This is a genomic window from Ferruginibacter sp. SUN106 (assembly GCF_050611765.1).
Classification (GTDB): Bacteria; Bacteroidota; Bacteroidia; order Chitinophagales; family Chitinophagaceae; genus Ferruginibacter.
In genome coordinates this window covers 729,445-755,364 of record NZ_JBODJC010000003.1, presented here as the reverse complement: position 1 = coordinate 755,364, position 25,920 = coordinate 729,445, and the positions used below count along the sequence as shown (strand labels likewise).

Genomic DNA, 25,920 nt, shown 5'->3' with positions numbered 1-25,920 from the left:
GATTTTTTTATGCAACAAAACTATTGGCATTGCTTAAGGTAATTTTTGACATTAATCAAAAACGGGAATTGCAAATGTTAAAACTTGCTCCTTATCCTGCTCAGTGTTTCCTGGCTGATGCCAAGATAAGAAGCGATATAGCCCAGAGGCACTCTTTCTATAATATGGGGAGTTTGCGATAATAAATTCTCGTAACGTTCGCTGGCGGTTTTAAACTGGGCATTTACAAAACGTTCTTCCAGCCGGATATAATATTTTTCGTAAGCTATCCGCATTAACCTCTCAATTTCGTGATACTCGTTAAATAAAACAGTTAATGTCTCTTTAGAAATGGACCATAAAATACTGCCCTCCAGTAACTGGATATTTTCTACTGCCGGTTCATGCGTAGTAAAACTGTGAAAGGAAGTAACAAAGTCTTTTTCAAAGCCAAACCAATGGGTAACTTCTTTGCCATCTGAATTATAAAACCCTCTTAAAGCTCCTTTTTCTACAAAATATAAATGCCTGCATACCTGGCCTTGCGTAAGTAAGAATTCATTTTTTGATAAGGTCATCATTTCAAAACAATCTTCCAATGCACTTTGTGCTGCCTCACTTAAAGGAGCGTAGTTTTTTATATGAGATAAAAGTTGCTGCATCGGTAAAATTGTTCCCGGGTAGTTAAAGATAAGATAGTAAAATGGATCATTTCATTTTCATGAACCTGAGGTTTGTAAAGAGTATGCTGCTTAATGTGTCACCTTTGATGGAGTCTGCATAGTTAGTAAAATATAAAGTGTCTTTTCCATTTTCCGGATGCATATAAGATGTTTCAAGGGTGCTGAAAAAATCACCGCAACTACCATCCTCACATTTGCAATAGTCTTTCAGGTTGTCGAAAATAAGAATATACTTTTTGCCTTTATTGTTTAACAACTGAAAAGTAACTTCATCACCACTTGTGCTGTAGTATTTAGTGTAATATTTTCCATTGAACCCTATTTTTACATCCATGTTATAATCAATATCAATAAAGCCGTCCAAATTTTCAGTGATCTTTATTTCAATATCAAGGTCCTGGTCATTTTGTTTTACATACTTAAAAGTACCGACCGGATAGTGGGTGAAAAAATAATAAAGGATGGCTAGAGCTGATACGGTTATCAGCGATGCTATAACTATTTTTTTTCTTTTAACTGGCAATTCAATTTATTTCTTTAAATATAATTACTCACTTTGGTGCAGTAAATATATCTAACATTCTCCTGTTTAAGTAAGTTTTTTAATAAGTAAACAATTCATTGCGGTCTGTAATTTTTTACAACTCCCCACAATAAATATTTACAATGCAAACAAAAAGTATAGCCAGTGGTAGCAATAGGGTTCAACTTAATATTAATAACCATTGCAAATGGAATATACTACCTGTCTGTAGTAAAAGAAGATGAAAGTGTACTGGACAGTTTTATTAAACAATAAAAATTATTTGCAGCAGTTTACCACAGGGTCACTGCTGCAATATGTAATAAAACGGAGTTAGTATATCTCTGCTAAAATTGCCACCAGTTTTTCTGGCATAGAAAAAAATACAGAGTGGCTGCTGGGAAGTTCATATATCTTTTTACAAGGCATATTGTGTAAAATGCTTCTCCGGTCCAGGTCCCTGGATTTTGTGCAGCGGATATAATATTTAGGGATTGCCCCATAGCGGCTATCCGTTACATTTATTGGAGTTGCAAGACAGGCTACGGGTTGCCACCGGAGTTTTTCCTGGGCCAAAGCAATATCAGCAGCGGAGCAATCGTGGCAAAAAACCTCCTTGATCATCAGGGGATTCATTAATGCGGTCTTTTTATCGTCAGAAAAAATAAGGTATTCTGATGCCGGATGTTCCACTTTAAAATCTGTTACGGTTTTTCCTGCTTCATTTATTTGGGCTACCTGCGCAAATATGGACTCGCCGTTCCTTAAAAAGAAGGCATCAAGAAATACGAGCTTCTCCACTTTGTCGGGGCCTAATAATTCAGCAGCCTGGGAAATAACAGCTCCGCCCATGGAATGTCCTACAAGCACAACTTTATCTTTTACGGTATTAGCTGCAGCAGCAACTTTTTGTACATAATCATTAAGTGTAACAGATGCAGCAGCAGTTGTATCATTGCCATAGCCAGGCAGGTCAACCGCTATAACATGGTATCCTTTGGCTTGTAAAAGTGGCACTACTTTATACCAGCACCAGCCACCATACCATGCGCCGTGAACAAGAATATATGTTTTGCTCCCGGATTGCGAAAAACTATTTGTTGTCATGCTGAAAATTAAGATGAATAAGCTGATGATACGTTTCATAAAAGTTTGTTGTGTTATACAAAGCTAAAACGTATACTATGGTAAGCGGTGGTAAAAAAAGGACTTTTTATAATGCCTGCATACTATGACGGTTTTTATACAGTTCGCCGGTAAGGCCCAGCCTGCTTTCAGGAGAATTATTTTCCAGTAAATGCAATTCAACCGGTGTTAACCCGGTAAAATCTTTATAGTCTTTTACCAGGTGCTGGTAATCAAAATAACCACATTCCAATGCTATTCTCAACCAGTCAAATTGCGGGAAAGCATTTTTAGTATTGAATGCTTTAGTGAACCTGACGATCCTGGCATAGGTTTTTGGGTTCACACCTGTACGTTCATTAAATTTTCTTTTGAATTGCTTTGTACAAAGGCAACTTTCCTTAGCCAGCCAATCTAGCGTACCGTTACTGTCGTTACGCAACATTAGCTTGCTTACAGCGTCTAAAAGATGTACCTGTTTTTTTTGTTTTTTTACAAGCTCAGCAATATAGCTGTCTGCAATTAACAGCATTGCTGCATAATTGGTTGCATGTTGCAAAGCATCATAGGTAAAACGAATATTGCCAGGTAAAACAGTAGTGGCATCAATATATTTATTAGTTAGTTCTTCAGCGGGAATGCCTGTTAAAAGATGTAAGCCTGTGGGTTGAAACACTACCTGGAAATTTAAGAAGTTCCTGCCCGAATAGCGATTCATTACGGATGTTTGCTGGCCCGTTAATACCATTGGAAACTGGTGGTCTTTTTTAGGGCTGTTCAATAATGCCACCGCTTCGCCTTCACGTAGAAAAAAATGTAAACATACTTCAGGTTTTGGTGGAAAAGCTTTAAAAGGCTGCGCCGCATTTTTATCAAATTCAAAATGAACGATCCTGTACCACCGTACAAAATCTCTGAATGCCGGATCGGGAAGGAATTCTTTTAAGATCATTTTGAGAATTTTTAATACAGAATGTGATTTTGTGCTGGCTTATAAATATACAAAACTCCTGGTGCTTCTGCATAAAAGTAATTGTAAGTTGAAAGTGCTCAAAGCTTAAAGCTGCTTATTTTCTTCTTCAGAGAAATGAATAATTACAGGAACATGATCACTGTATTGTTTCCAAAAATCATACTTGCCTATTTCAACTGATTGTAAATTGTTCAGCATATCACCCGAAACGAAACAATAATCCAGGTGATAAGGTTTGTTTTGGTGCCGGTATAGATAATGCGTGGGATGCGATTCTTTACCCTGTTCCTGCATAAAATATTTGTGGTACACACTGTGAATATTTTTTGCCGCTAAATGTTGCACAACAGTGGAATGGTTGCCTTCCCGACGGGGCCTGTCCCAAATGGTATTGCTGTTAAAATCTCCGATAAGGATAGTATTTTTTTTCTTTATGATCTTGCTGTACTGTTTTAAAGCTTTCCATACCTGTGTTACGTATTGGCCATCTTTATCCCCGGGATTATTGGCCCAGATAGCATGCAGCATAAATTTTATTTTTCCATTGGAAATGCTGACAGGTGCAATAAGTTTTAAGTCGGGATTATAACTCTTGTGTAGTTTTAATTTAAAATCAGAATAAGAAAATATACCCAACCCTTTGTTTTTATTTTCACCGATCCATAATATACTTTTTGGTTTCGGGATATCATCGTTGAATTTTAATTTATCAGGATGTTCGCATTCCTGTATCACTATAATGTCGGGCTGGTACTGCAAAATGATTGCGGCTTTTTTTCTGAAAGCCATATTGCAATTCCAGGTAATGATGGTCATGTCAGCAGTTTTTTATTCAAAACTCATTTCATTTCCTCCACCCATTTATCCCTGTCATCAGGACTGAATTTCCAGGGCGCAAAATTATTTTCAATATTACTGAACATGCCATTCCATTCCTGTGGTGCATTACTGTCTTCCATAATTAAAGAACGGCGCAGTTCGATAATAATATCCAAAGGAGAGATAGATACAGGGCATTCTTCCACGCAGGCATTGCAGGTGGTGCAGGCACGCAATTCTTCTACGGTAATATAATCGTTCAGTAATTGTTTGCCATCATCTTTGTATTCGCCATTAGTGTTAATGTTCTTGCCAACTGCTTCCAGGCGGTCACGGGCGCTCATCATTATTTTTCGTGGACTTAATAATTTGCCTGTTTGATTAGCAGGGCAGGCTGCACTGCATCTTCCGCATTCAGTACAACTGTAAGCATCCAGTAAATTTTTCCAGCTCAGGTCAAAGATATCTTTAGCACCAAATTTCTGTGGTGGCGCATCGCCTGCAGGAGCAAGCTCAGGTTGCATCATATACTTTACTTCATTTTGTACATTTTGCATGTTATGTATTTTGCCTTGCACATTCAGCCTTGCATAATATGCATTGGGGAATGCCAGCATAATGTGCAGGTGCTTGCTGTAAGGCAAATAATTTAAGAAAGCTAAAATACCAATGATGTGTAACCACCAGCAGCTTCTTTCAATAATAATTAAACTGCTTTCGCTCATGCCGCTGAAGATAGGAGCAATCATGCCCGAAAAAATAAAATTACCTGTATCATGATAATGTTCGCTACCCAGTAATTGCAAAGCCCTGTCTGCACCATTCATGGTGAGGAAGAGCGTCATTAAAATAATTTCGGTCAATAAAATATAATTGGCATCACTGCGTGGCCATCCATCCAGGTCATTACTGATGAAGCGTTTCAGTTTGATGATATTTCTTCTTACTAAAAAAATAATACAAACCGATAATACACCAACTGCCAGTATTTCAAAAAAATTAATGAGGAAAGTGTAAAAACCACCAAAGAAAGGAAAGAACAAACGATGTGTACCGAGGATACCATCTAAAATAATTTCCAGTACTTCAATATTGATGATGATAAAGCCGGCATAGATCACCAGGTGCATTACTGCCACCAGTGGGTTTTTAAACATCTTTTTTTGTCCCAGAGCCAGCAACAACAAGTTTCTCCAGCGTAACGATTTATTATCAGAAAGGTCTTCATCTTTACCCAATAAAATATTGCGGCGTATCTGCATGATGTTTTTTGCAAACAACCAACTGGCAAAGCCTGCAAAGGCAACAAAAACTATTTGAAAGAAAATATGCATAAGCAATGTTTGTGGTTGCTAAGGTAATTATTTTGGTTTAGAGTTTAGAGGTTTAGGAGTTTAGTTGCACAGATTTTGCAGCAGCATTTTCCTATCTGCGTAATTTGTGCAATCTGTGGCAACTTTTTTGCCAAAGGCAATAAACAATAGTTTATCTGTGGCACAATTCCCTTTTAATTGTTTAATTGTACAATAGTTGGTAATTTCCATCTTTAAATTTTTATACAGTGAGCAATAGCAAGAACTATATTTTAAATGCAACAGTGGCCGAAAAGAAATTGCGCCGCATGGCTTTGGAAATTGCCGAACGCAATTATAATGAACCACAACTGATATTAATTGGTATTAAAGACCATGGCACAGTGATTGCAAAAAAGATCAGCGATTACCTGGAAGCTAATTTTAAAGGAGAAGTACTGGTGATAGAATTGGAGATAGATAAAAAACATCCTGCGGCAGTTACCTTAAGCGCTGCAATAGATTTTAATAATAAAGTAATAATACTGATAGATGATGTGGCCAACAGTGGCAGAACCATGCTGTATGCCTTAAAACCCTTGCTGGAACAATATCCTAAAAAGATACAAACCCTGGCATTGGTAGAACGTACCCACAAAACATTTCCTGTGGATGTGGATTATGTTGGCCTTTCTGTTTCTACCACATTAGATGAACATATTTATGTAGAGGTGGAAAATGAGGTAGTGGTTGGCGCATGGATTGAGGCAGAGTGAAGGGAACAGGAAGGGGAGTAGTTGCAAGCTGCAAGGGGCGGTTCGCTACTTTTTAATTGTTATTTATCACTTGCTGTATAAAGTTATATAATACTCGTTTTTCTCTTGCGGCTTTCTTCTAGTAACTTCTTCAATAAAGTCTTTCAGTAACAAAAAACACCATGCAATAATAGAATGCTTCTCCCTTGCAGCTTTTTCAATGAATTTTTTCCATAGCAAAAAACACCATGCTATAATCGCTTCTCCCTTGCGGCTTTTCCCCTTGCAGCTTCCTATCCCCCTGCCACAAAAAACATATACGACAGCGCCACAATAACAAATGCTAATATTGCCACTGCATACAATGGTGTAAGTTTTGCTCTTTTAATCATACTCATTACTAAACCAATGGCCATAATTACAAGGCCCAGCCAAACTAAATTGATATACGGAAAGAGGTAGGCTTTAAGTGTGATAAAGTCGATTATCTTGTCAGACTCTTTAATACCTAATTTTATTTTACGGTCGTTGGTAATGCCTGCAAATTGTAAATATAAATTCTGTGCATAAACGGTATCATCAATATTAATTGCTGAAGAATCCTGCCCGTTTATATTTATCTGTATAGCAGGATAACCTTTATAGTGCATGCCGTCTTTATTCACTAAAGTAATATCGGCCATTATAGCGGCATCGGTTGTTTTAAAATGAAATCTTTCATTATCAGGGTTGCTCACTACTTTGTTCAGGATCATATACCCTTTGTTGTAGTAAGCCGTATCACCAACAGCCAGTTCTTTAATTTTAAATTTTGCAGTATCATTCCTGTTGCCATCAGGGTTAATGCTGGAGATATACGTGTAAATATCTTTGGTAAGGTAACGTTTGGTGCCTGGGTTACTGCTCTTCAGTTCATTTTTGCCCACATATACATCAGGAGTTAATTCAAATTGTTCGCTGGAATCTTTTTTTACAAATTTTAATTTATGAAATATTCTTCCAGTCTCACTACCTAAAGAGTCGCCGCTATAAGTTACGCTGTAATCAAGCATTCTTGTAGGTACATCCCTTAGCATGGTAAGATTTTCCAATGGGTTTTCTTTACTCTCTTTACCAAAAGGAATATTGATACCGGTAACGGTATTATCACTTATAGTTTTTTTATTGCCCGAAGCAATCAGCATACCCAATAACATAATGGCAAAACCCAAATGCGCTACAGAAGCACCGGCTGCTTTTAATTTGCCATTCAATCCTGTCCAAATGTAAATTGCGTTTGCAAATATGGCGTAAATGGCGGCAAACAATGCAATATAAATGGCACCTAAAAATCCTGCGCCTTGTTTGTAATAAGTAATGGGATAGAAGATGGCCAAAGCTGCAGTAACAACTGCTGCCAATAATGTAGGCACAGCAATCTTTTTTAAAATATAGGCAGAAGGTGTGTTCTTGTATTTAAAATATTGAGAGATAGCGGTTAAAATACCAATGATAAAAGCTACCAGCACCATTACTTTGTTGTAGGAAAATTCAACATCTTCCGGAGGTGCAATTTTTGTACCGAAGATCTTATTAAAAACAGGCACTGATGTTTTAGCGCTGATGAATATCGCAGACAGAAAGAAAATTATAGAACCAATAAACATCCAGAATTCCCTGGAGTCTGTTCTTTCTTCTTTTTCAATAGATGGAATCTTGTTATAGTTTTTAAAGAATAATACCAGGCCCGGAACGGTAAATGCTGCCATAAAAACAATGAGCATAATATTGATAGCGGCACCTGCATCTGTAAAGGCATGCACTGAAGTATCGCCCAATACACCTGTACGTGTTAAAAAGGTAGAATATAAAATAAATGCAAAAGAAAGAATGGCAAATAAATAACTGGCTCTTAAAGATTGCCCGGTAGCCTTATAAATAACCATGGTGTGCAATCCTGCAATTAAAATTAACCAGGGAACAAGAGATGCATTTTCAACCGGATCCCATGCCCAGTAACCTCCAAATGATAAAGATTCATACGCCCATTTTCCGCCCATCATAATACCAACACCTAAAACACAGGCACAGAATAATGCAAATGGCAGGGCTGGTTTTACCCAATCGCCAAAGCGTTTGGTTTGTATGCCTGCATAGGCAAATGCAAAAGGAATAATAGTAGATGCAAAACCTAAAAATAAAACCGGCGGGTGAATTACCATCCAGTAATTGCGGAGTAATACATTTAAGCCAACGCCATCTTTAATAAATGTCAGATAATTCGGCATGCCGAAAACAGGGCCATCAATTTCATTTCGGGTTAATGTAAAAGGGCTGCTTCCAATCCTTATTCCAAAGAAATAAATACCTAATATCATCATACCCAGAAAAAACTGTGCAAAACTTATTACAGTCATCACTGGTGCTTCCCAGCCTTGCAGCAACGGTTTTTTACTTTTGATGATAATGAAGAGGCCGATAATGCTGTGCCATATCGTCCATAATAAAAAACTACCTTCCTGGCCTTCCCAGATACAGGCCAGTAAATATTTTGATTCTAATTCTTTAGACGCATGCTTGTAAGCATACATGTATTCGAAATAATGATGTGAGCAGATGTAAAAAATTACAGAGAATATAACAAAAGCAGAAACTATTTGTGTGATAAACGCAATTCTGGCAAAACGTATCCAGGATTGTTTTTCAGTAATGTCTTTTAAAATGCTGGCTTTAAAATAAGCGATAGTCGCAATTATTGAAGCCACAAAAGCAAGTACCACAAAAAAATGTCCTATCTGTCCTGGAAATAAGTGTTCACCTTCAAATTGCATAAATGTTTTTTCTCTAGTCTAAAAAGTTATTTTGTAGCAGTGGAATCTTTAGCCGGGTAAGCACTATTCGTTACAGCCGGGTATGCCTGGGTTTCAGCATCGCTGCTGGTTACCGTTTTTTCTAATTGCTTTTTGTCATCTTTATATTTACTTGGACATTTGAGTGTAATACTCTTGCATTCAAATACGTCTCCCTGCATTTTGCCTTGTAATACCACTCTTTCGCTTTGTTCAAGTTCGGTAGGTTTACTGTTATGGTAAATTACTTTTGTTTGAGAACCCAAACTATCTACAATGCTAAAACTTAAATAATTAGGGTCTTTAATAGGGTCATATTGAATGGGCTGCGATTTATCCAGTTTAGCAATCAAATGAACATATTTGCCTTGTTTAGCCTTTGCCGAACTGATGGTATCGTAAGTAGAAAAATCAGACGAAGGGAACCCAAAAACAATAAGGGCAACAATGGCAACTGCAATTCCAACCAGTATGAAAATATGTGTTTTTTTCATAGTTCTAAATTTATTGGCAAAGGTAAAACAAAAACGGTTCTGCTATCGTTATTATTGGGTGATTTTAAGCAGGTTTTAAGGTTACTGCAATCAAAATGAGTGTCTTTACCTGACTTATATCAGTATTCTGATGATTAATCCTGCTCTTGATCAATGTAATTTAAATCAACCCAATTTTTAGATAACTTAAATATTTTCCTATACTACTACTATCTTTGCAAACCTTTTTAAAAATTAGAAATGACCGATCTCTCTCAGTTTGATCCCAATTCCGTTGGCAATCCCAACAATAATATATTCAGTTTACCTTTTCCTGAGGAAGATGCAAAACTGGTGATTTTACCTGTACCGTGGGAAGTTACAGTAAGTTACATTGCAGGTACAGCAAGGGCGCCGGAGCATGTATTAAATGCAAGCCTGCAGGTAGACCTGTTTGATCCTGATTACAGAGATGCCTGGAAACAGGGGTACTATTTAAGGCCTTGTGATAAGAAAGTATTGATGAAGAGTGATTACCTGCGTAAGGAAGCCGAATTATACATTAACTACATTGCCCAGGGCGAAATAGTAGCCGAAAATAAATTCATGTGCAAAACCCTTAAAGAAATCAATGAAGGGAGCAATTTTTTAAATACCTGGGTATACGAGCAAACCAAAGAATTGTTGCATGAGGGAAAACTGGTAGGGCTTTTAGGCGGCGATCATAGCACGCCATTTGGTTTTTACAAGGCCATTGGCGAAAAGCATGGCGATTTTGGCATTCTGCATATTGATGCCCATTGCGACTTAAGAAAAGGCTACGAAGGGTTTAAATATTCTCATGCCTCTATAATGTACAATGCACTGGAAGAAATTCCGCAATTGAAAAAACTGGTGCAGGTTGGGGTGAGGGATTTTTGTGATGAAGAGTTTGATTATATGGTGAGTAGCGGCGAAAGAATAATTACTTACTTTGATAAGAATATTAAGGAACGCCAGTACGAAGGAGAAAACTGGAAAACGATTGCGGATGAGATCATTAATCACCTGCCACAAAATGTGCACATCAGTTTTGATATTGATGGATTAGATCCAAAACTATGTCCGCATACAGGCACGCCGGTACAAGGTGGTTTTGAAACCGAACAGGTTTTTTATCTCTTTAAAAAAATAAAACAGAGCGGCCGCCGGTTAATTGGTTTCGATTTAGTAGAAGTTGGTGTAAGCCATAGTGAGTATGATGAAAATGTGGGCGCAAGATGTTTATTCAAGTTGTGTAATATGCTGATGACAGCGAATAGTTAATTGTTTTAATAGTTAATTTGGTGTATTGATGCAGCAGTTTACTTTCATTTTAAAAGATACTACTCAAAAAGCGTTCAATTCTTTTTTTTGGTTCTTATACTTTCTCCATTTAATAGCAGCATCAGTAATTATCATTAATACCAATAACCAGCAACAAAAGAATTTTGCTATCGGGATTTTTACAGGCTTCCTTTTGCTAACAGCGTTATTCTACTTTTTAAAAAATAAATTTAAACTGCGTAGTTACCAACTGGTAATGTTTACACTAATGGCTTTTTTCTGGCCATTACAATCAGCATGGTTGCCTGCTATTGTAGTGATAGCAGTAATTACTTTTAGTTACCTGGTTGTAAAAAAGAAAAGTACGGCTGCTTTTACCATAGATAATATTACCGTTTCCAAATCATTATTTAAAAAACAGTACCACTGGGCCGAGGTAGAAAATGTAGTTTTAAAAGATCATTTACTCTCTATCGATCTTAAAAATAATCATTTAATACAAGTAGAAATTACCCTGGAAAGCTACAGCATTGATGAAACCTTATTCAATCAATTCTGCTTGCATCAACTGGAAATCACAAATCACACATCATAAATCACAAATCTTTTTTTGTGGAATTCTAAAACTCCTGCATCCCAGTAAAAAACTTACTGTTATGCCAACAACCCAATACTCCCTGCAAATAGTACACCCTGCCTTTGAATTATTAAAACGTAGTGCCCGTGTGCTTCACTTTATTGCTGCATCAGTTATTTTTATTAATGCCCTGCATGTGCTGCAGGTACACCATGCCAGCCCGGTATTGTGTTATACGCAAATGATAATTGCGGCAGATATTTTCATCTTGGTATTTTTTGGTGGTTCACTATTGGTGGAAACTCCAAAACTAAATCTCATCTTCAGGTTGTGCGAAGTGCTTACGCTTTTTGGTATCACGGTAACTTTGTTTGGTGATGGGCATTATTGGTATGGCATAATACATGCTGTTGCAACCGCCGGCTATTTATTTCTTTTTTACCGGGAGTGGAGGGTAATGCGTTCAGAAGCAGTTGATATCAGCCAGACAGGCATTACGGTACCTAATTTTATAAAAGATGCAGAGATCAGCTGGAATGAGATCAAAACCATCATTCCAAAATACCACAGTATTCTTATAGAAACACTCCGCAACCAGAAAATAGAGTTTAACCTGCGTGAAAATTTAAAAATTGATGAGTTGGGCCAAATTGACGAATTTTGCAAAAAACACATGGTTGCCCGTTGATGGTTGTTCGTTGATCGAATGTTGCCATAACGACCAACAACCATCGAACAACGATAACTATGATTTTAAATACTAGTCCTTTTATTCTTTACTCCGATGGTGAAGGCAATATTTTTGAAGATACATCTCTATATGTAACCGGCCGCAGCGGCTGGGATGCAGTGCCCGTTGATCCTGAAGACTGGATTGAATTACCCACCGGTGGCAACTTGTATGAATTACCCGGCCGTAAAGGTATTGGTATTGATGTGGAAACAGGGGAGATGCGCCTGTGCGAAAAAGGCTGGGCTGTTGCGGCATTTATTCCTCCTGCACATACAGGCTTATACATGGCGGCTTACGAAACCGCACAAGATGCACCTACACTTCCTTTATTTTGTTATACTGCTGCCGGTTGGCACAATGATAAATTTTACGTGCCTGCAGTTAGAATTGAAAAGGATATCCGCCAGGAATGTGAAGGGTATGATGATGAACTGATACAGGATGGTGCTGCGAATTTATTAGAAGCTTATCCGCATAACAGGCTGGTAAAACATCTGATGGAGAATTGTTGTATGACATATACCTGCCCGGCAGCAAGAAATTTTTCTTTAGGCAGATGGGAATGCCCGGTACCCACTTCTCCTGCATGCAATGCCAACTGCATTGGCTGCATCAGCTTTCAACCACAGGACGAAACTATTGTAAGCACACAGGACCGCTTAACTTTTAAACCTACGGCAGAAGAAATTACCGAGTTTACGGTACCACATTTAGAAACAGCGCCATTTCCTTTAGTGAGTTTTGGCCAGGGCTGCGAAGGAGAGCCTTTACTGATGTGGGAAACAATAAGGGAATCAATTATTGAAATCAGAAAACATACACAAAAAGGCAGCATCAATATCAATACCAATGGCAGCAAGCCCGATGCCATTAAAGCTTTATGCGAAGCAGGATTGAACAGCATTCGTGTCAGCACCAACTCTGCACGTGAAAAAATTTACACGCCTTATTACCGCCCTAATAATTATGTTTTTGAAGATCTGATAGAGAGTTTGAAAGTGGCCCGCAGTTATGGCGCCTGGACGAGTATAAATTATTTCGTTTTCCCCGGCATGACGGATAGCATTGAAGAATACGAAGCGTTACGCAAACTTATCAAAGAAACCGGCCTGTGCATGATACAATGGCGCAACTTCAATATTGACCCTGATTGGTATTTAGGAAAAATTGGTGTAACGGAAACAGGGGAGTGCATGGGCGTAAAACAAATGATGGAATTAATAAGAGAAGAATTCCCTGATTTAAAATTCGGTTATTTTAATCCATCGATGGAAAGGATAAAAGGAAATTTTGAAGCGGATTTTGCACATTGATAATTTATATTAATCATCATACTTCAATAACAGCTTCATGTAAATGGTATAAGCATCAGAAGAATGCCAGGAATCCTTTTCGCCGGATTTATATAAATAACTTCCTTCTTCGGAGCCTATAAAGGATAAGGACCTGGAAGTATTATCTGTTTGTCCTCCTTTAAGTACTTCAAAGCTTACAAAAATATTCTTCTTATTAAGTACTACATTGTATTTGTTCAGATCAAATTCATAAGCTTTATCTGCTAATGAAGATCTGCTGAGTACCTGTGCAACAGAATCCTGGAGCAGCTCTTTCCCCGGCTCGCCAAAATTATTAACTTCTCTTATGTGAATTCGTATCAGGCAGGTGTCGTAAGTATTGTACACTTTAAACCTTACTTTCGCAACCTGGTATTCTTTATGATTGGGTAAAAAAGTACGCCCGATTTCTCCGCCCGTATTATCTGTATTCCAGCTTCTGTAATAGCCAACAGTTTCGTTTTTAGCACCTGCAACTTCTTCTTTACTAAAAGAGCGTATTACTACTGACTCCATTACTTTTTGGGATTCCTGCAATTTAAATTCGTGTAACCGTATAGCTTGTTGCACCGGTAATTTTAAATTTTCGTACCCTACTGAAGTAATCAATATTGTATCCGTTTGTTTATAGTTACGTACCGGTAAAGAAAAATTACCTGCGGTATCTGATACGGTACCATTGGATCGGTTGATTAGTTTCACCGATGCAAATGGTGCAGGTTTACCATCTTTTTCGTAGAGGACTTTTCCTTTTATTGAAGTTTGAGCCTGGCTGGATGAAATAATAAAAACCAGGGCTATTGAGATTACTATTTCATTAATATAGTTTGATAGGACAGATGTAGCCAAATGCATAACAGTTTTAGTGATTTTCCTTTCAACGAAAATATTCTAAATCAGTTCTGCTAAAAAATTTTTAGGATGAGTGGTATTATTCAGTTTTTGTTTTATAAAAAATACGGGGCAACTATTGCCCCGTATTAAAAACTGATTAAAATTTAATACAACCTGTTGCTGTATTATTAATTATATTACTTCAGCGTTTCTGCCAGCCATTTGTAAAATTCATGCTGCCAAACCAGTGCATCCTGTGCTGTTAGTACCCAGTGGTTTTGATCGGGCAATAAGATAAATTTACTTTTTATGCCTCTTAATTGTGCCGCCTGGAACGCCTGTTGCCCCTGTTCAATTGGTACACGATAATCTTTTCCCCCCTGGTAAATTAAGATAGGCGTATTCCATGTAGCAACCAAATCACTGGGGTTGAATTTAGTATAACTTTTTTGTGCTGCTGCATTATTTTTATCCCAATAAGGACCACCCTTATCCCAGTTCTCAAACCACATTTCATCTGTAGTACCATACATGCTCCGGAAATCAAAAACACCATCATGTGCAATGAAACTTTTAAAACGTTTATTGTGAATGCCGGCTAAATAAAATACAGAATAGCCACCATAACTTGCACCAACGCAACCCAAACGATTTTTGTCAACGTATTTTTCTTTACTCACACCATCAATAGCACTCAGGTAATCATTCATCACTTGCCCACCCCAATCTTTACTGATCTGTTCGTTCCATTTGGTGCCATGGCCCGGCATACCACGACGGTTAGGTGCTACAACAATATAGCCGTTTGCTGCCATCAATTGAAAATTCCAACGAAATGAATAGAATTGTGTGAGTGCCGATTGCGGACCGCCCTGGCAATATAACAGCGTAGGATATTTTTCAGCAGGATCAAAATCCGGGGGATAGATCACCCATACCAGCATATCTTTTCCATCGGTGGTTTTTATCATGCGCCTTTCTGTTTTACCCATGCTTAATGTTGCATAAGTAGCATCATTAACATGCGTCAGTTGTTTCATCGCTCCGCTGTTGATATCAACGGAAAATAATTCAGCGGCATGGTTCATATCTGTTCTTGAAACAATTAATGTGTTAGCTGTTTGTCCAACAATACCAGTAACATCAAAGTCTCCTTTGGTGATCTGGCGAATGATGGGCATCATTTTAGTGAGGCCCGGATAACTTACTTCAAACAATTGCAGCGTCCCGTCTATAGGAGCCCAGAAAAATAATTTTCTGCCATCAGCACTCCATTTATAACCTTCCACATGAATGTCATCTCTTTGTGCAGTTACATTCATTTTAGTAATGCCATTAGATACAATGATATCCTGTTTATCCGCTTCATATCCGGCACGTTTCATACTTAACCATGCCAGTTCTCCTTTCTGGTTGAAAGAAGGATTAATGTCATACCCGGGCATTCCTTCAGTAAGATTTTTTGTTTTGCCGGTTTCAATATTATAAGCATACAGATCGGTGTTGTTGCTGATAGCATAAGCAGTACCATATTCTTTCTTGGTACAATACACTATTTCTTTTCCATTGGGGTTCCATACATAATCTTCATCACCGCCAAAAGGTTTTTGCGGACAATCATAAGGTTCTCCGGGCATCAGGTCTTTTGCTTCGCCTGCTTTGCCGTTTACCATTGGCGCTACCATTACATGACTGAATTTTCCATCTTCATAAGTATCCCAATGACGATAATCTAAATTATCAAAAATGTATACATTGGATTTCTTTAATTCAGGATAATTATCAGCACCGGTAATTGGTTTTACTTTTTGTTCTGCATCACTGATCATGTATTTGCCATCTGCAGAAATTTTTTCATTGTTCAATAAACTATCTGCATTAGTTACAATAATAGCATCACCACCGGCAACGGGTATCATGTAAGTTTTTCTTGAACTTTTATTTTCATCTGCATTAGGTGTGGATACAGCATACAAAATATATTTCCCATCTTTAGAAATGCCCAGGCCCGAAACCCTGCCTAATTTCCAAAGTAATTCCGGAGTCATTTTGTTTTGTGCCATTGCGCTGCAACAGTAAAAGCTAACAATCAGTAAAAGTAATTTTCTCATAAAAAAATATTAATTATTCATTATCAAATATTCATTATTTCATTGTCTTGGGATAATCAAATACGAGTTGGCAAAATGTTTTTACCCCAACATACAACTGGCTGTCGTCAATCAAAAATTCACTGGTGTGATGCGGCGGAGCATTCTTTGCATCATTAGCTCTTGGCATTCCTCCAAAATAAAAAAAGAAAGCAGGTGCTTTGGTTCCGAAATAACTAAAATCTTCTGCGCCGGTAACCCAGTCCATTGCACGCACATTTTCTTTTCCTGCCGCAGTTTGTAATGAAGACACCATTTTTTCTACCAAAGAAGGTGTGTTATAAGTAACCAATGTTTTTTCATAAAAATTCACTTCTACTGTTGCATTGGAAGCTTCGGCAATTTTAGCGGCAGTAAATTTCATTCGTTCCTGTACATCTGTCCGCATCTTGCTGTCTAATGTTCTTAATGTTCCTTCCATCATTGCTTCATCAGGAATAATATTAAAGCGTACACCACTGTTGAACTTTGCAACCGTTATTACCACAGGCGCTTTGGTAAGGTCCATTTGGCGGCTTACTATTTGCTGAAATGCTTCGATGATATTTGCCGATACTGCAATGGGATCAACCCCCAGCCATGGCTGCGAACCATGCGATGATTTGCCTTTCACTTTCACTGTAAACTTGTCGGCAGAAGCCATGAATGAACCTGACTTGTATTGAATATCTCCTGCAGGAATCCATGATTCGATATGCATGCCAAATATTACATCCACTTTAGGATTATCCATTGCTCCTTCTTTTACCATCAGCGCAGCACCTCCTTCTTCACCAGTAGGTGGTCCTTCTTCTGCAGGTTGAAAAATAAATTTTATAGTGCCCGCAATATCTTTTTTCATGGTGGATAACACACGTGCTGTGCCTATAAGCATGGCCGTATGTGCATCGTGGCCACAGGCATGCATAACCGGCACTCTTTGCCCGTTATAGTCTGTACTGTCTTTTGATGCAAAGGGAATATTTACTTTTTCTTTTACTGGTAAGGCATCAATGTCTGCTCTTAATGCAATGCAGGGCCCTGGCTTTCCACCTTTTAAAATTGCTATTACACCGGTTTTTCCAACACCGGTTTGTATTTCAAGGCCAAGGTCTTTTAATTGTTCAACAATGTATGCGGCAGTTTTAAATTCACGGTTACCCAATTCGGGGTGTTCGTGAAAGTGCCTGCGCCATTCTACTAATTTAGTTTGAATAGCTACTGCTTTTGCATCAATAGTTTTTGAAATGTCCTGTGCAGTAATTGTTACGCAACAAAATAACAGCAGGAGTGAAGCAGGTAGTTTTAGTTTGATCATTACCAATAGTTTTTGTAAGGAAGTCAAGTTTCTAAAACTTGACTTCCTTGTTATTTATATTCTCCAAATACTTTTCTCAATTCATCAGCAATCTCTCCCAATGTACAATAGTTTTCAACAGCTTCTACTACTGCAGGCATCAGGTTTTCTCCGCTTAACGCTTTTTCATGTATTGTTTTTAAACTGGCAGCAGCTTTTATATTGTCTCTTTTTGCTCTTAAGGCTTTTAGTTTATCGGTTTGTAATTTTTGTATGCTTTCATCAATCCTGAAAACCGGGGTGGTGTTTTTTTCATCTACCTGGAACTTGTTAACACCCACAATTATTTTTTCGCCACTTTCAATATTTCGCTGGTATTCATAAGCACTTTTTGCAATTTCATTTTGCATAAAACCTTCTTCAATAGCAGCAACACTGCCACCCATAGCATCTATTTTTTCTATTAATTGCAAAGCAGCTGCTTCTACTTCATTGGTCAATGATTCTACAAAATAACTTCCTGCAAGCGGATCAACCGTGTCAGGCACCCCGCTTTCAAAAGCTACTACCTGTTGTGTACGTAAAGCAATTCTTGCAGCTTCCTCTGTAGGCAAGCTTAAAGCCTCATCGTAACCGTTAGTATGTAAAGATTGTGTACCACCCAAAACCGCTGCAATGGTTTGTATGGTTACGCGGCTGATATTATTCTGTGGTTGTTGTGCGGTTAATGTACTGCCGCCGGTTTGTGTATGAAAGCGCAGCATCATGGCTTTTGGATCTGTTGCACCAAGGTCTTTCATAATGGTAGCCCACATTCTTCTTGCAGCCCTGAACTTGGCCACTTCTTCAAACAAATTATTATGGGCGTTAAAGAAGAAGGAGAGTCGTTTGCCAAAAACATTAATGTCTAAACCTTTTTCCAATGCGGCTTTTACATAAGCTTTTCCATTACTTAGTGTAAATGCAATTTCCTGTACTGCCGTGCTGCCTGCTTCCCTGATATGATAACCTGAAATAGAAATGGTATTCCATTTGGGAACTTCTTTAGCACACCATTCAAAAATATCGGTAATAATACGCATGGATGCTTTGGGCGGATAAATATAAGTTCCTCTTGCTGCGTATTCTTTTAAAATATCGTTTTGTATAGTGCCGGTAATTTTTTTAAGATCACGGCCTGTTTTTTTTGCCAGTGCAACATATAATGCCAGTAAAATAAAACCACTTGCATTGATCGTCATTGAACTCGATACTTCTTCTAAATTTATTCCCTGGAAAAGTATTTCCATATCTTCTAAACTATCAATGGCAACACCCACTTTTCCTACTTCTCCATCGGCTAATGGATGATCGCTGTCGTAACCAATTTGTGTGGGCAGATCAAAAGCCACACTTAATCCACTAACACCCTGTGATAATAAATAATGATAACGTTTATTACTTTCTTCTGCGGTAGAAAATCCGGCATACTGGCGCATCGTCCACAATTTGCCTCTGTACATATCCGGCTGTACGCCACGTGTGTATGGAAATGCTCCCGGCAATTCATTAGCGGCTATCGTAAGATCCCCGGCTGAATAAACCTGTTTTATTTCAATGCCTGAATCTGTAATTATTTTCTTTTCATCAGTCATAAATATATTTTATAGGGATAGAACGGTTACAACCGTCAGGCCCGTTATTTTATCGTTGCTGCATTACTCAAGGTGTCTGACGGCCCGGAGCCGTCTTGGCACCGGAATAACATCATAAAATTTTTTTCGCTTCGTATTGTAGTGCCTCTAAAACAATTTTATTGATCTCTGCGTTGGGGGTCATGGAATATTCTAATAATAATTTACTCAACTCCATTGCAGAAGCATTAGCAGGTAGGGTTGCTGCCACCTGGTTAATGATAAAAATATTCTGGTCACGCAACTTGGTAATCGCTTTCCATAATTCGGGTGTTACATAAATCTGCTGACTGATATTGTATTCGTATTCGCTGTTTAAAGTTTGCAGCAATTCCAGTTGCATTTGCCTGGCGCTGGTATCTTCAGCATGTAAACGGGAGACCAGGTTTTTTAAACCTGATCTTTCAGCATATAACGTCAATCTTTCATAAGCCTGCAATTGTAATTTTATGGTTTCATTATTTAAGCCCAGGCGCTCTTTTAATAACTCCTTCATTCCATTAAACTCAGCAAGTAACCATGCTATTGCAATAAAGAACATAAATGTGCCTGCAATTTGTATACCCGTTGCAGTAACTTCCAAAAAATACATAAAGCTGTTTTAGATAACAAAAATAAGGTAAAAAGAACTTTGGTTTTGTATTGGGTAGGTTACCCCTTCAAGAGTGGATCACCCGATACAAATCATATACAAGGTCTCTTCAATAAGAGTGTACACTTCAACTGAAATTTTACAGGGTGGGTCACTCTTAAGGAGTGACCCACCCTAATGCAAAACATAGACGGAGCCTCTTTAATAAAGTAACGCATTCTGTTTGAAATTTTACGGGGTGAGCCACTCTTAAGGAGTGACCCACCCTGTAAAATTTCCTGTTTTCGAAAAACACCGGCGTTGCCCTTTTTTAAATTGTTTATACCTTTGTGCAAATAAGTGTAATAATGGAAACTACAATAACGGCACCTGTAACCCTTACAAAAACTGCAGTGGAAGAAATTAAGCGTTTGATGAATGCTGAAGGGTTTGATGCCACACAACAATTGCGTATTGGTGTAAAGGGTGGGGGATGTAGTGGTATGACCTATGTATTAGGGTTTGATACTAAAACGGAAAAGGATGAAAACTTTGAAGTGGAAGGTATTTCCTGCATCATGGAAAAGTCGCATGGCATTTATTTAATGGGTATGGAAGTAGATTGGCAGGGAGGTTTAAATTCCAGGGGATTTACTTTCAATAATCCTAACGCCAGTAAGACCTGTGGCTGCGGAACAAGCTTTGCGGTGTAAGAATATTATCTTCTCCTTACGCCTTCTATCTCACCCTTATCTTTCATTTTAAGTAAATCTTTTTTTGCTATCGGCAGGTATTCTTCTTCAATAAAACTACCGGCTTCAGTCATTTTAGATTGGTTTAATCCGCTTTTTTTATTCGATTGGTATTTATTAAAGATCACATAAACAGAATCGGTTTTTACATCACTCACTTTGTACAAAGTATAGCCTTCGCCAACCGTATAAATTTCATAAATGTCTCCTGTTTTAGGTGTCGTCAGGTAAGCAATATCTCTTTTATTATCTTCTCTTATCGAATTCACCACTGCAATTATTAAAAAAATAAACAACAGCAAACCTATAAACTGCCAGTAAGGTGTTTTGGTATTTACTTTCATCTCCTCGTAATCACTTAATAAGTCTGCAGAAAATTCTTTTTTCTTCAACACTTGTTTACAATGATTGCATTGTGTTACGGCTTCTTTTCGGTAAGGAAAAACTGGTATCCAGAAAATATGGAAGTAACGGCTGAAAGTGTACATCTCCAATGAGCCTTTGGTACCGCAATGGCTGCATTTTGAATTGAATAAACTCTGGTGCCCGGTTTTGGTAGCTTTATTTCCGTAAATGATCATAAGCAGTTTTTATAAGTTTGTAAAATAACGATATTACCTATATAAATAAAAAAACCCGTTATCTTTTTGGATAACAGGTTTGTATTAAATATAAGATCGGTTATGGTTTTTTTACTGCAGGTTTATCGCTGCTGATAATTTCAGCTTCACCTAACGGTTTGTCTTTTGCAAAGTCAACCAATATTGGTGCCGCAACAAAGATAGAAGAATAGGTACCGGTTATAACACCAATCAACATAGCAAATGCAAAACCTCTTGTTACCTCACCACCAAAGATGAACAGGATCAACAGGGTTAAGAATACAGTTAATGATGTCATGATGGTACGGCTTAAAGTATCGTTGATAGCACGGTTAATAATTGAACCTTTCTGATCAGCTTTACTTCCTTTGCTGTATTCCCTGATACGGTCAAATACAATCACCGTATCATTCATACTAAAACCAATTACTGTTAATACAGCTGCAATAAAATGCTGGTCAATTTCTAATGGGAATGGTACTATGTTTTTAAAGAAAGAGAATACGGCCAAAGTAACCAACACATCATGGAGCAATGCTACAATAGTACCCATTGAATACCTCCAGTCGCGGAAACGGAAGAAGATATAAATGAAGATGATAATGATGGCGAAAATAGTTGCTTTAACAGCGCCTCTCTTTAAATCATCCGATATACTGGGTTGAATGGTGGTTGAACTTTGAATAGAAGCTTTTACAGGATCCGGGTTGATAAACTGGTCATAAGTTACATCAGCCGGCAATACTTTTTTAAGGCCTTGGTATAACCTTGCCCTTACGGTGCTGTCAGTATTTTCTTTTCCTAATAAATAAGATGTAGTGATGTTCAAATGACGATTGTCTCCCACTTTTTTAATTACAGGGAAGTCGCCATCAAATGCCGCTTTAAGATCGTCCTGTATCTGGTCATTTTTAACGTCCTGTTGAAATTGTACGGTATAGCTACGACCACCTTTAAATTCCACACCTTCGTGAAAACCATTGAAAAAAGCACCAACACCTAATAACAAGATCACAATTGAAATACCGTAAGCCACTTTTCTGTATTCGATAAATTTAAAGCTGGCATGTTTAAATATACGTTTAGATAAACCGGTGAAATAGTTAAAGTGGCGTTGTTTGTTCATCCATACTTCAGTAACAAGCCTTGATACCAAAATGCCACAAAATAATGAAAGAACGATACCTAACATTTGTGTTGTAGCAAAACCTAATACAGGCCCTAAACCAAAATAGAATAAAATAGCAGCAGTTAAAAAAGTGGTTACGTGAGCATCCAGTACCGGGGCCAATGATCGTTTATAACCATCAATAACGGCCTGCTGGTAAGATTTACCCTTGGTAAGTTCTTCTTTTATTCTCTCAAAAATAATTACGTTAGTATCCACCGCCATACCAATGGTAAGTACCAAACCGGCAATACCTGCTGCAGTTAATGTAGCACCAAAAGCAGTAAGGCAACCAATGGTAAATAACAGGTTTAATATTAAAGCAATGTTAGCTACCCAGCCTGCAGTGTTATAATACACCAGCATCAATATAAATATTACCAGGAACGCAATTGCGAAAGACAGCATACCGCCTTTAATTGAGGCTTCACCCAAAGTAGGTCCAACTTCTGTACTGGCAACAATTTTAGCAGGCGCACTAACCTTACCCGATTTTAAAGTGGTGGCAAGATCGGTAGCATCATCAGGAGTAAAACTTCCTGAGATGATAGAAACACCATCTTCAATTGCGTTAATTACATTAGGCGCTGAATAAACAATATCATCTAATGCAATTGCAATTGGCTTTCCAACATTCTTTTTAGTTAAACTAGCCCAAAGGCCTTTACCATAAGAGGTCATTTTTAAATTAACACCAGGCTTGCCATTCTGATCGTAATCAAAATTGGCAGTTTCCACTGATTCCCCTTCAATAGGAGCTAAGTCGCTTCCGGGAAGCATTTTTACTGCATAAACAGGATAATACCTAACATCACCTTTATCTGATTTTGCCTCTACACCCAATAAAAATTTGCAATTAGCCGGCAGCACATTTTTTACAACCTCACTATTGATATACCTGTAAAAAAGGCCGGTATCTTTTTTGTCAATATTTGCTATTGATGGTGATAATGATTCTGCGCCGGTCTTATTATCTTTTTGCGGAGGAATGATCTGGAATATTTTAAATAAAGGGTTGGCATTTTTCTTAGCCAGGGTTGTGTCTGCCTTACTGGTGCTGTCACCGGGAGTAATACCATTTAAATAATTCTGCAATGCCTGATCGGCAGTTACCAATGGAGTGTATAATTCATCTATACGGTATACTTCCCAAAATTGTAAATGTGCTGATGCTGATAAAAGTTTTTTAACCCTATCCGGGTTATCAACACCTGCAAGTTCTACAGTAATTACACCCCTGTTTTCATCAAGGCTGATATTAGGTTGTGCAACACCAAATTTATCAATACGCTTTAATAATATTTTGTAGGTTTCTTTAATGGCACCTTTGGCGCTGGTAGATAATTTGCTGATCACCTGGTCGTCATTATCAGAGATCTTTACCTCTTTTCCCTGGCCTGCAAATAAAGAAGATAATTTACCGCCACCGTTTTGTGCAACAAAAGCATTTTTAAATAAAGTAATGAAATCTGCATCGCTATTTGCTTTTTGATCATTAGCTGTTTGAATAGCTTTCAGTAATGTAAGGTCTTTAGCATTATTGCTTAATGATTTTATTAAATCATCAAGGCTTACATCCATCGTTACGCTTAAACCACCCTGAAGATCCAGGCCAAGGTTCAATTCGTTTTCTTTACACTTTTGATAGGTTGTACCAATCAGCGGAAATATTTCTTTATCCTTGGTAAACTCTAAAATACTGTCTTTTACATGTTTTACAGCTGCCTTAATCTGCTCGTCGCCCTTAAGGTCAGGCGAAGTTCGTTTTACAATTTTAGTAGCCTGTTCTGTAACGCCACTTTCATAGTTACGTACCACCCATGTGTACGACAGTTCCCAAAGTGATATTAAAATCAACGCAATGGTAAAAAACCAAACCAGCCCTTTCAATTTCATAATGATAAACTTTTAATAGCTATTTCTTCAATTTTTAGAAGTGTGCAAAGATAGGGGAAAAACCGATTGACAATTACTGCTGGTTAATTTTAGAATTTTGCTCAATTTGCACCCTAAATCAATTACATGCAGTTGTATCGAAATAGTGGTATCCGGGGTTTAGTTCTGCTCTTTTTTCTGGCCGCCTGCTCACCCACAAAAAAAGTTGTTACTCAGGCAGAAATGCCACCTGTTGCCGTAATACCTCCTGTGGCTCCCACAGCTCCTGTAATGCCTGATCTGTCAAAAACAGATTCGCAGTTGACCAACCTTTTAATGCAGTACCCTGCTTTTTTTGATAGTATTCTTATCCACAAAAAAGACTGGAATGTGCAAATCATTTATACACAGGTGAACCGGGGGGCAAACGGAGTACCGGCATTGAAGAATTATTATTTTAATGTAAACCCGGCTAATTATTTTTATCCGGCATCAACAGTTAAATTCCCCATTGCACTACTGGCATTACAAAAGCTTAACGAATTAAAAGATAAGGGCATAGACAAGAACACCACTATGATAACAGAGGTGGGGAACAACCAGCAAACTGCCGTGTACAACGATCCTACAACCATTGATGGTAAGCCCACCATTGCCCAGTATATAAAAAAAATACTGATGGTAAGCGACAACGATGCCTTTAACCGGTTGTATGAATTTTTGGGACAGGAATACATTAATAAGAAATTGAATAAAAAAGGATATGACGATGTACAAATACTGCATCGTCTTGATATTGTATTGCCGGAATTGGCGAACAGGCAAACTAACCCCATTAAGTTCCTGGATGGTACAGGGAATATTTTATATCAGCAACCACTGCAAAATAATATGTCACAATATGCAGTAAGAAATGACAGCCTTGGGAAAAGTTTTTATAGAGGAGGTAACCTTGTAAACGGGCCAATGGATTTTTCAAAAAAGAACAGGATCAGCCTGGAAGACCTGCACAATATCCTGGTAAGTCTTGTATTTCCGGAAAGAGTTACAGCAAGCCAGCGTTTTAATATTACAGAAGATGACAGGAAATTTGTTTTAAAATATATGAGCCAGCTTCCAACAGAAAGTACTTTTCCCCCTTACAGTGCTGATACACTCACTTATTTTCCTGCCTATTGTAAATTTTTATTATTGGGTGGAGATCCATCCGCTTCACTTAAAGCTATGCCCGGCAATATCAGGATATTTAATAAGCCAGGCGATGCTTACGGTCATATGCTTGATGTGGCATACATAGTAGATTATGATAAAGGAGTGGAGTTCTTTTTATCGGCTGTAATTTATTGCAATAGCGATGGTACTTTAAACGATGATAAGTACGACTATAAAACGACCGGGCTTCCCTTTATGAAAAACCTGGGACAGATAATTTATAATTATGAAGTAAAAAGGCCAAAGCAATTTTTGCCCGACCTGTCTGATTTTAAATTTATATACGATAAACAATAAAAAATATTTCTAAACAATAATCGCATTTGATTGATTTTATTTAACCAGTTATAATTACTTTTGCAAAATATGCAACTATCAACACTTTTAACCAGATTTAACGAGCCAGAA

22 protein-coding genes are annotated in these 25,920 nt (G+C 37.8%); 7 read left to right on the top strand and 15 right to left on the bottom strand.

The genetic code is table 11. The features are described 5' to 3' along the window. Positions 1–77 precede the first annotated feature (77 nt). The 6 genes from ACQ334_RS14740 to ACQ334_RS14715 form a co-directional block, all read right to left on the bottom strand. Positions 78–641, bottom strand: a complete 564-nt coding sequence (locus ACQ334_RS14740) for a Crp/Fnr family transcriptional regulator (protein ID WP_430989003.1) — start codon at positions 639–641, stop codon at positions 78–80. Positions 642–687: 46 nt separating this feature from the next. Next, positions 688–1,185 (bottom strand): hypothetical protein, encoded by a 498-nt coding sequence (locus ACQ334_RS14735; protein WP_430989002.1) that lies wholly within the window; start codon positions 1,183–1,185, stop codon positions 688–690. 333 nt (positions 1,186–1,518) lie between these two features. Then, positions 1,519–2,331, bottom strand: coding sequence for an alpha/beta hydrolase (locus ACQ334_RS14730; RefSeq protein ID WP_430989001.1), 813 nt, complete (start codon positions 2,329–2,331; stop codon positions 1,519–1,521). 67 nt (positions 2,332–2,398) lie between these two features. After that, positions 2,399–3,262 (bottom strand): helix-turn-helix domain-containing protein, encoded by an 864-nt coding sequence (locus ACQ334_RS14725; RefSeq protein WP_430989000.1) that lies wholly within the window; start codon positions 3,260–3,262, stop codon positions 2,399–2,401. A gap of 105 nt (positions 3,263–3,367) precedes the next feature. Further along, positions 3,368–4,099 carry an endonuclease/exonuclease/phosphatase family protein gene (locus tag ACQ334_RS14720; RefSeq protein ID WP_430988999.1) on the bottom strand — a complete coding sequence of 244 codons (732 nt, stop codon included), beginning with the start codon at positions 4,097–4,099 and terminating at the stop codon, positions 3,368–3,370. Between the two features lie 23 nt (positions 4,100–4,122). Further along, positions 4,123–5,436 carry a 4Fe-4S dicluster domain-containing protein gene (locus tag ACQ334_RS14715; RefSeq protein ID WP_430988998.1) on the bottom strand — a complete coding sequence of 438 codons (1,314 nt, stop codon included), beginning with the start codon at positions 5,434–5,436 and terminating at the stop codon, positions 4,123–4,125. Between the two features lie 227 nt (positions 5,437–5,663). Here ACQ334_RS14715 and ACQ334_RS14710 point away from each other — a divergent pair, with 227 nt between their 5' ends. Beyond that, complete coding sequence (locus ACQ334_RS14710; protein WP_430988997.1) at positions 5,664–6,170, top strand: phosphoribosyltransferase family protein; 507 nt, start codon at positions 5,664–5,666, stop codon at positions 6,168–6,170. 272 nt (positions 6,171–6,442) lie between these two features. On the opposite strand, the gene ccsA is transcribed toward ACQ334_RS14710, so the two are convergent. Beyond that, the gene (ccsA, locus tag ACQ334_RS14705) at positions 6,443–8,959 is read right to left on the bottom strand and encodes a cytochrome c biogenesis protein CcsA (RefSeq protein WP_430988996.1); all 2,517 of its coding nucleotides are present in this window, start codon (positions 8,957–8,959) and stop codon (positions 6,443–6,445) included. 26 nt (positions 8,960–8,985) lie between these two features. Continuing rightward, complete coding sequence (locus tag ACQ334_RS14700) at positions 8,986–9,471, bottom strand: cytochrome c maturation protein CcmE (RefSeq protein WP_430988995.1); 486 nt, start codon at positions 9,469–9,471, stop codon at positions 8,986–8,988. A 240-nt stretch (positions 9,472–9,711) separates the two neighbouring features. Between ACQ334_RS14700 and ACQ334_RS14695 the strand changes: the two genes are divergently transcribed. From ACQ334_RS14695 to ACQ334_RS14680, 4 genes are all read left to right on the top strand, one after another. Further along, positions 9,712–10,755 carry an agmatinase family protein gene (locus ACQ334_RS14695; protein ID WP_430988994.1) on the top strand — a complete coding sequence of 348 codons (1,044 nt, stop codon included), beginning with the start codon at positions 9,712–9,714 and terminating at the stop codon, positions 10,753–10,755. Positions 10,756–10,783: 28 nt separating this feature from the next. Next, positions 10,784–11,350 carry a hypothetical protein gene (locus ACQ334_RS14690; RefSeq protein WP_430988993.1) on the top strand — a complete coding sequence of 189 codons (567 nt, stop codon included), beginning with the start codon at positions 10,784–10,786 and terminating at the stop codon, positions 11,348–11,350. Between the two features lie 61 nt (positions 11,351–11,411). Beyond that, positions 11,412–12,020: a hypothetical protein gene (locus ACQ334_RS14685; RefSeq protein WP_430988992.1), complete on the top strand. Its 609-nt coding sequence runs from the start codon at positions 11,412–11,414 to the stop codon at positions 12,018–12,020. Between the two features lie 59 nt (positions 12,021–12,079). Beyond that, on the top strand, positions 12,080–13,378 hold the full coding sequence (locus ACQ334_RS14680) for a radical SAM protein (RefSeq protein ID WP_430988991.1): 1,299 nt from the start codon (positions 12,080–12,082) through the stop codon (positions 13,376–13,378). Between the two features lie 9 nt (positions 13,379–13,387). Here ACQ334_RS14680 and ACQ334_RS14675 read toward each other — a convergent pair whose 3' ends face one another. The 5 genes from ACQ334_RS14675 to ACQ334_RS14655 form a co-directional block, all read right to left on the bottom strand. After that, positions 13,388–14,248 (bottom strand): carboxypeptidase-like regulatory domain-containing protein, encoded by an 861-nt coding sequence (locus tag ACQ334_RS14675; protein ID WP_430988990.1) that lies wholly within the window; start codon positions 14,246–14,248, stop codon positions 13,388–13,390. A gap of 182 nt (positions 14,249–14,430) precedes the next feature. Then, positions 14,431–16,344: a S9 family peptidase gene (locus tag ACQ334_RS14670; protein WP_430988989.1), complete on the bottom strand. Its 1,914-nt coding sequence runs from the start codon at positions 16,342–16,344 to the stop codon at positions 14,431–14,433. 34 nt (positions 16,345–16,378) lie between these two features. Next, positions 16,379–17,680: an amidohydrolase gene (locus ACQ334_RS14665; protein ID WP_430988988.1), complete on the bottom strand. Its 1,302-nt coding sequence runs from the start codon at positions 17,678–17,680 to the stop codon at positions 16,379–16,381. A 50-nt stretch (positions 17,681–17,730) separates the two neighbouring features. Further along, positions 17,731–19,293: an acyl-CoA mutase large subunit family protein gene (locus ACQ334_RS14660; RefSeq protein ID WP_430988987.1), complete on the bottom strand. Its 1,563-nt coding sequence runs from the start codon at positions 19,291–19,293 to the stop codon at positions 17,731–17,733. Positions 19,294–19,405: 112 nt separating this feature from the next. Continuing rightward, on the bottom strand, positions 19,406–19,924 hold the full coding sequence (locus ACQ334_RS14655) for a hypothetical protein (RefSeq protein ID WP_430988986.1): 519 nt from the start codon (positions 19,922–19,924) through the stop codon (positions 19,406–19,408). 347 nt (positions 19,925–20,271) lie between these two features. On the opposite strand from ACQ334_RS14655, the gene ACQ334_RS14650 reads away from it, so the two are divergent. Further along, the gene (locus tag ACQ334_RS14650) at positions 20,272–20,616 is read left to right on the top strand and encodes a HesB/IscA family protein (protein WP_430988985.1); all 345 of its coding nucleotides are present in this window, start codon (positions 20,272–20,274) and stop codon (positions 20,614–20,616) included. A gap of 5 nt (positions 20,617–20,621) precedes the next feature. Here the strand turns inward: ACQ334_RS14650 and ACQ334_RS14645 are convergent, their stop codons facing one another. Together ACQ334_RS14645 and secDF are read right to left on the bottom strand one after the other, a co-directional pair. After that, positions 20,622–21,236, bottom strand: a complete 615-nt coding sequence (locus ACQ334_RS14645; protein ID WP_430988984.1) for a zinc-ribbon domain-containing protein — start codon at positions 21,234–21,236, stop codon at positions 20,622–20,624. Between the two features lie 100 nt (positions 21,237–21,336). Further along, complete coding sequence (gene secDF, locus ACQ334_RS14640; RefSeq protein WP_430988983.1) at positions 21,337–24,321, bottom strand: protein translocase subunit SecDF; 2,985 nt, start codon at positions 24,319–24,321, stop codon at positions 21,337–21,339. Between the two features lie 126 nt (positions 24,322–24,447). Here secDF and ACQ334_RS14635 point away from each other — a divergent pair, with 126 nt between their 5' ends. Next, on the top strand, positions 24,448–25,809 hold the full coding sequence (locus tag ACQ334_RS14635; RefSeq protein WP_430988982.1) for a serine hydrolase: 1,362 nt from the start codon (positions 24,448–24,450) through the stop codon (positions 25,807–25,809). Positions 25,810–25,920: the final 111 nt, after the last annotated feature.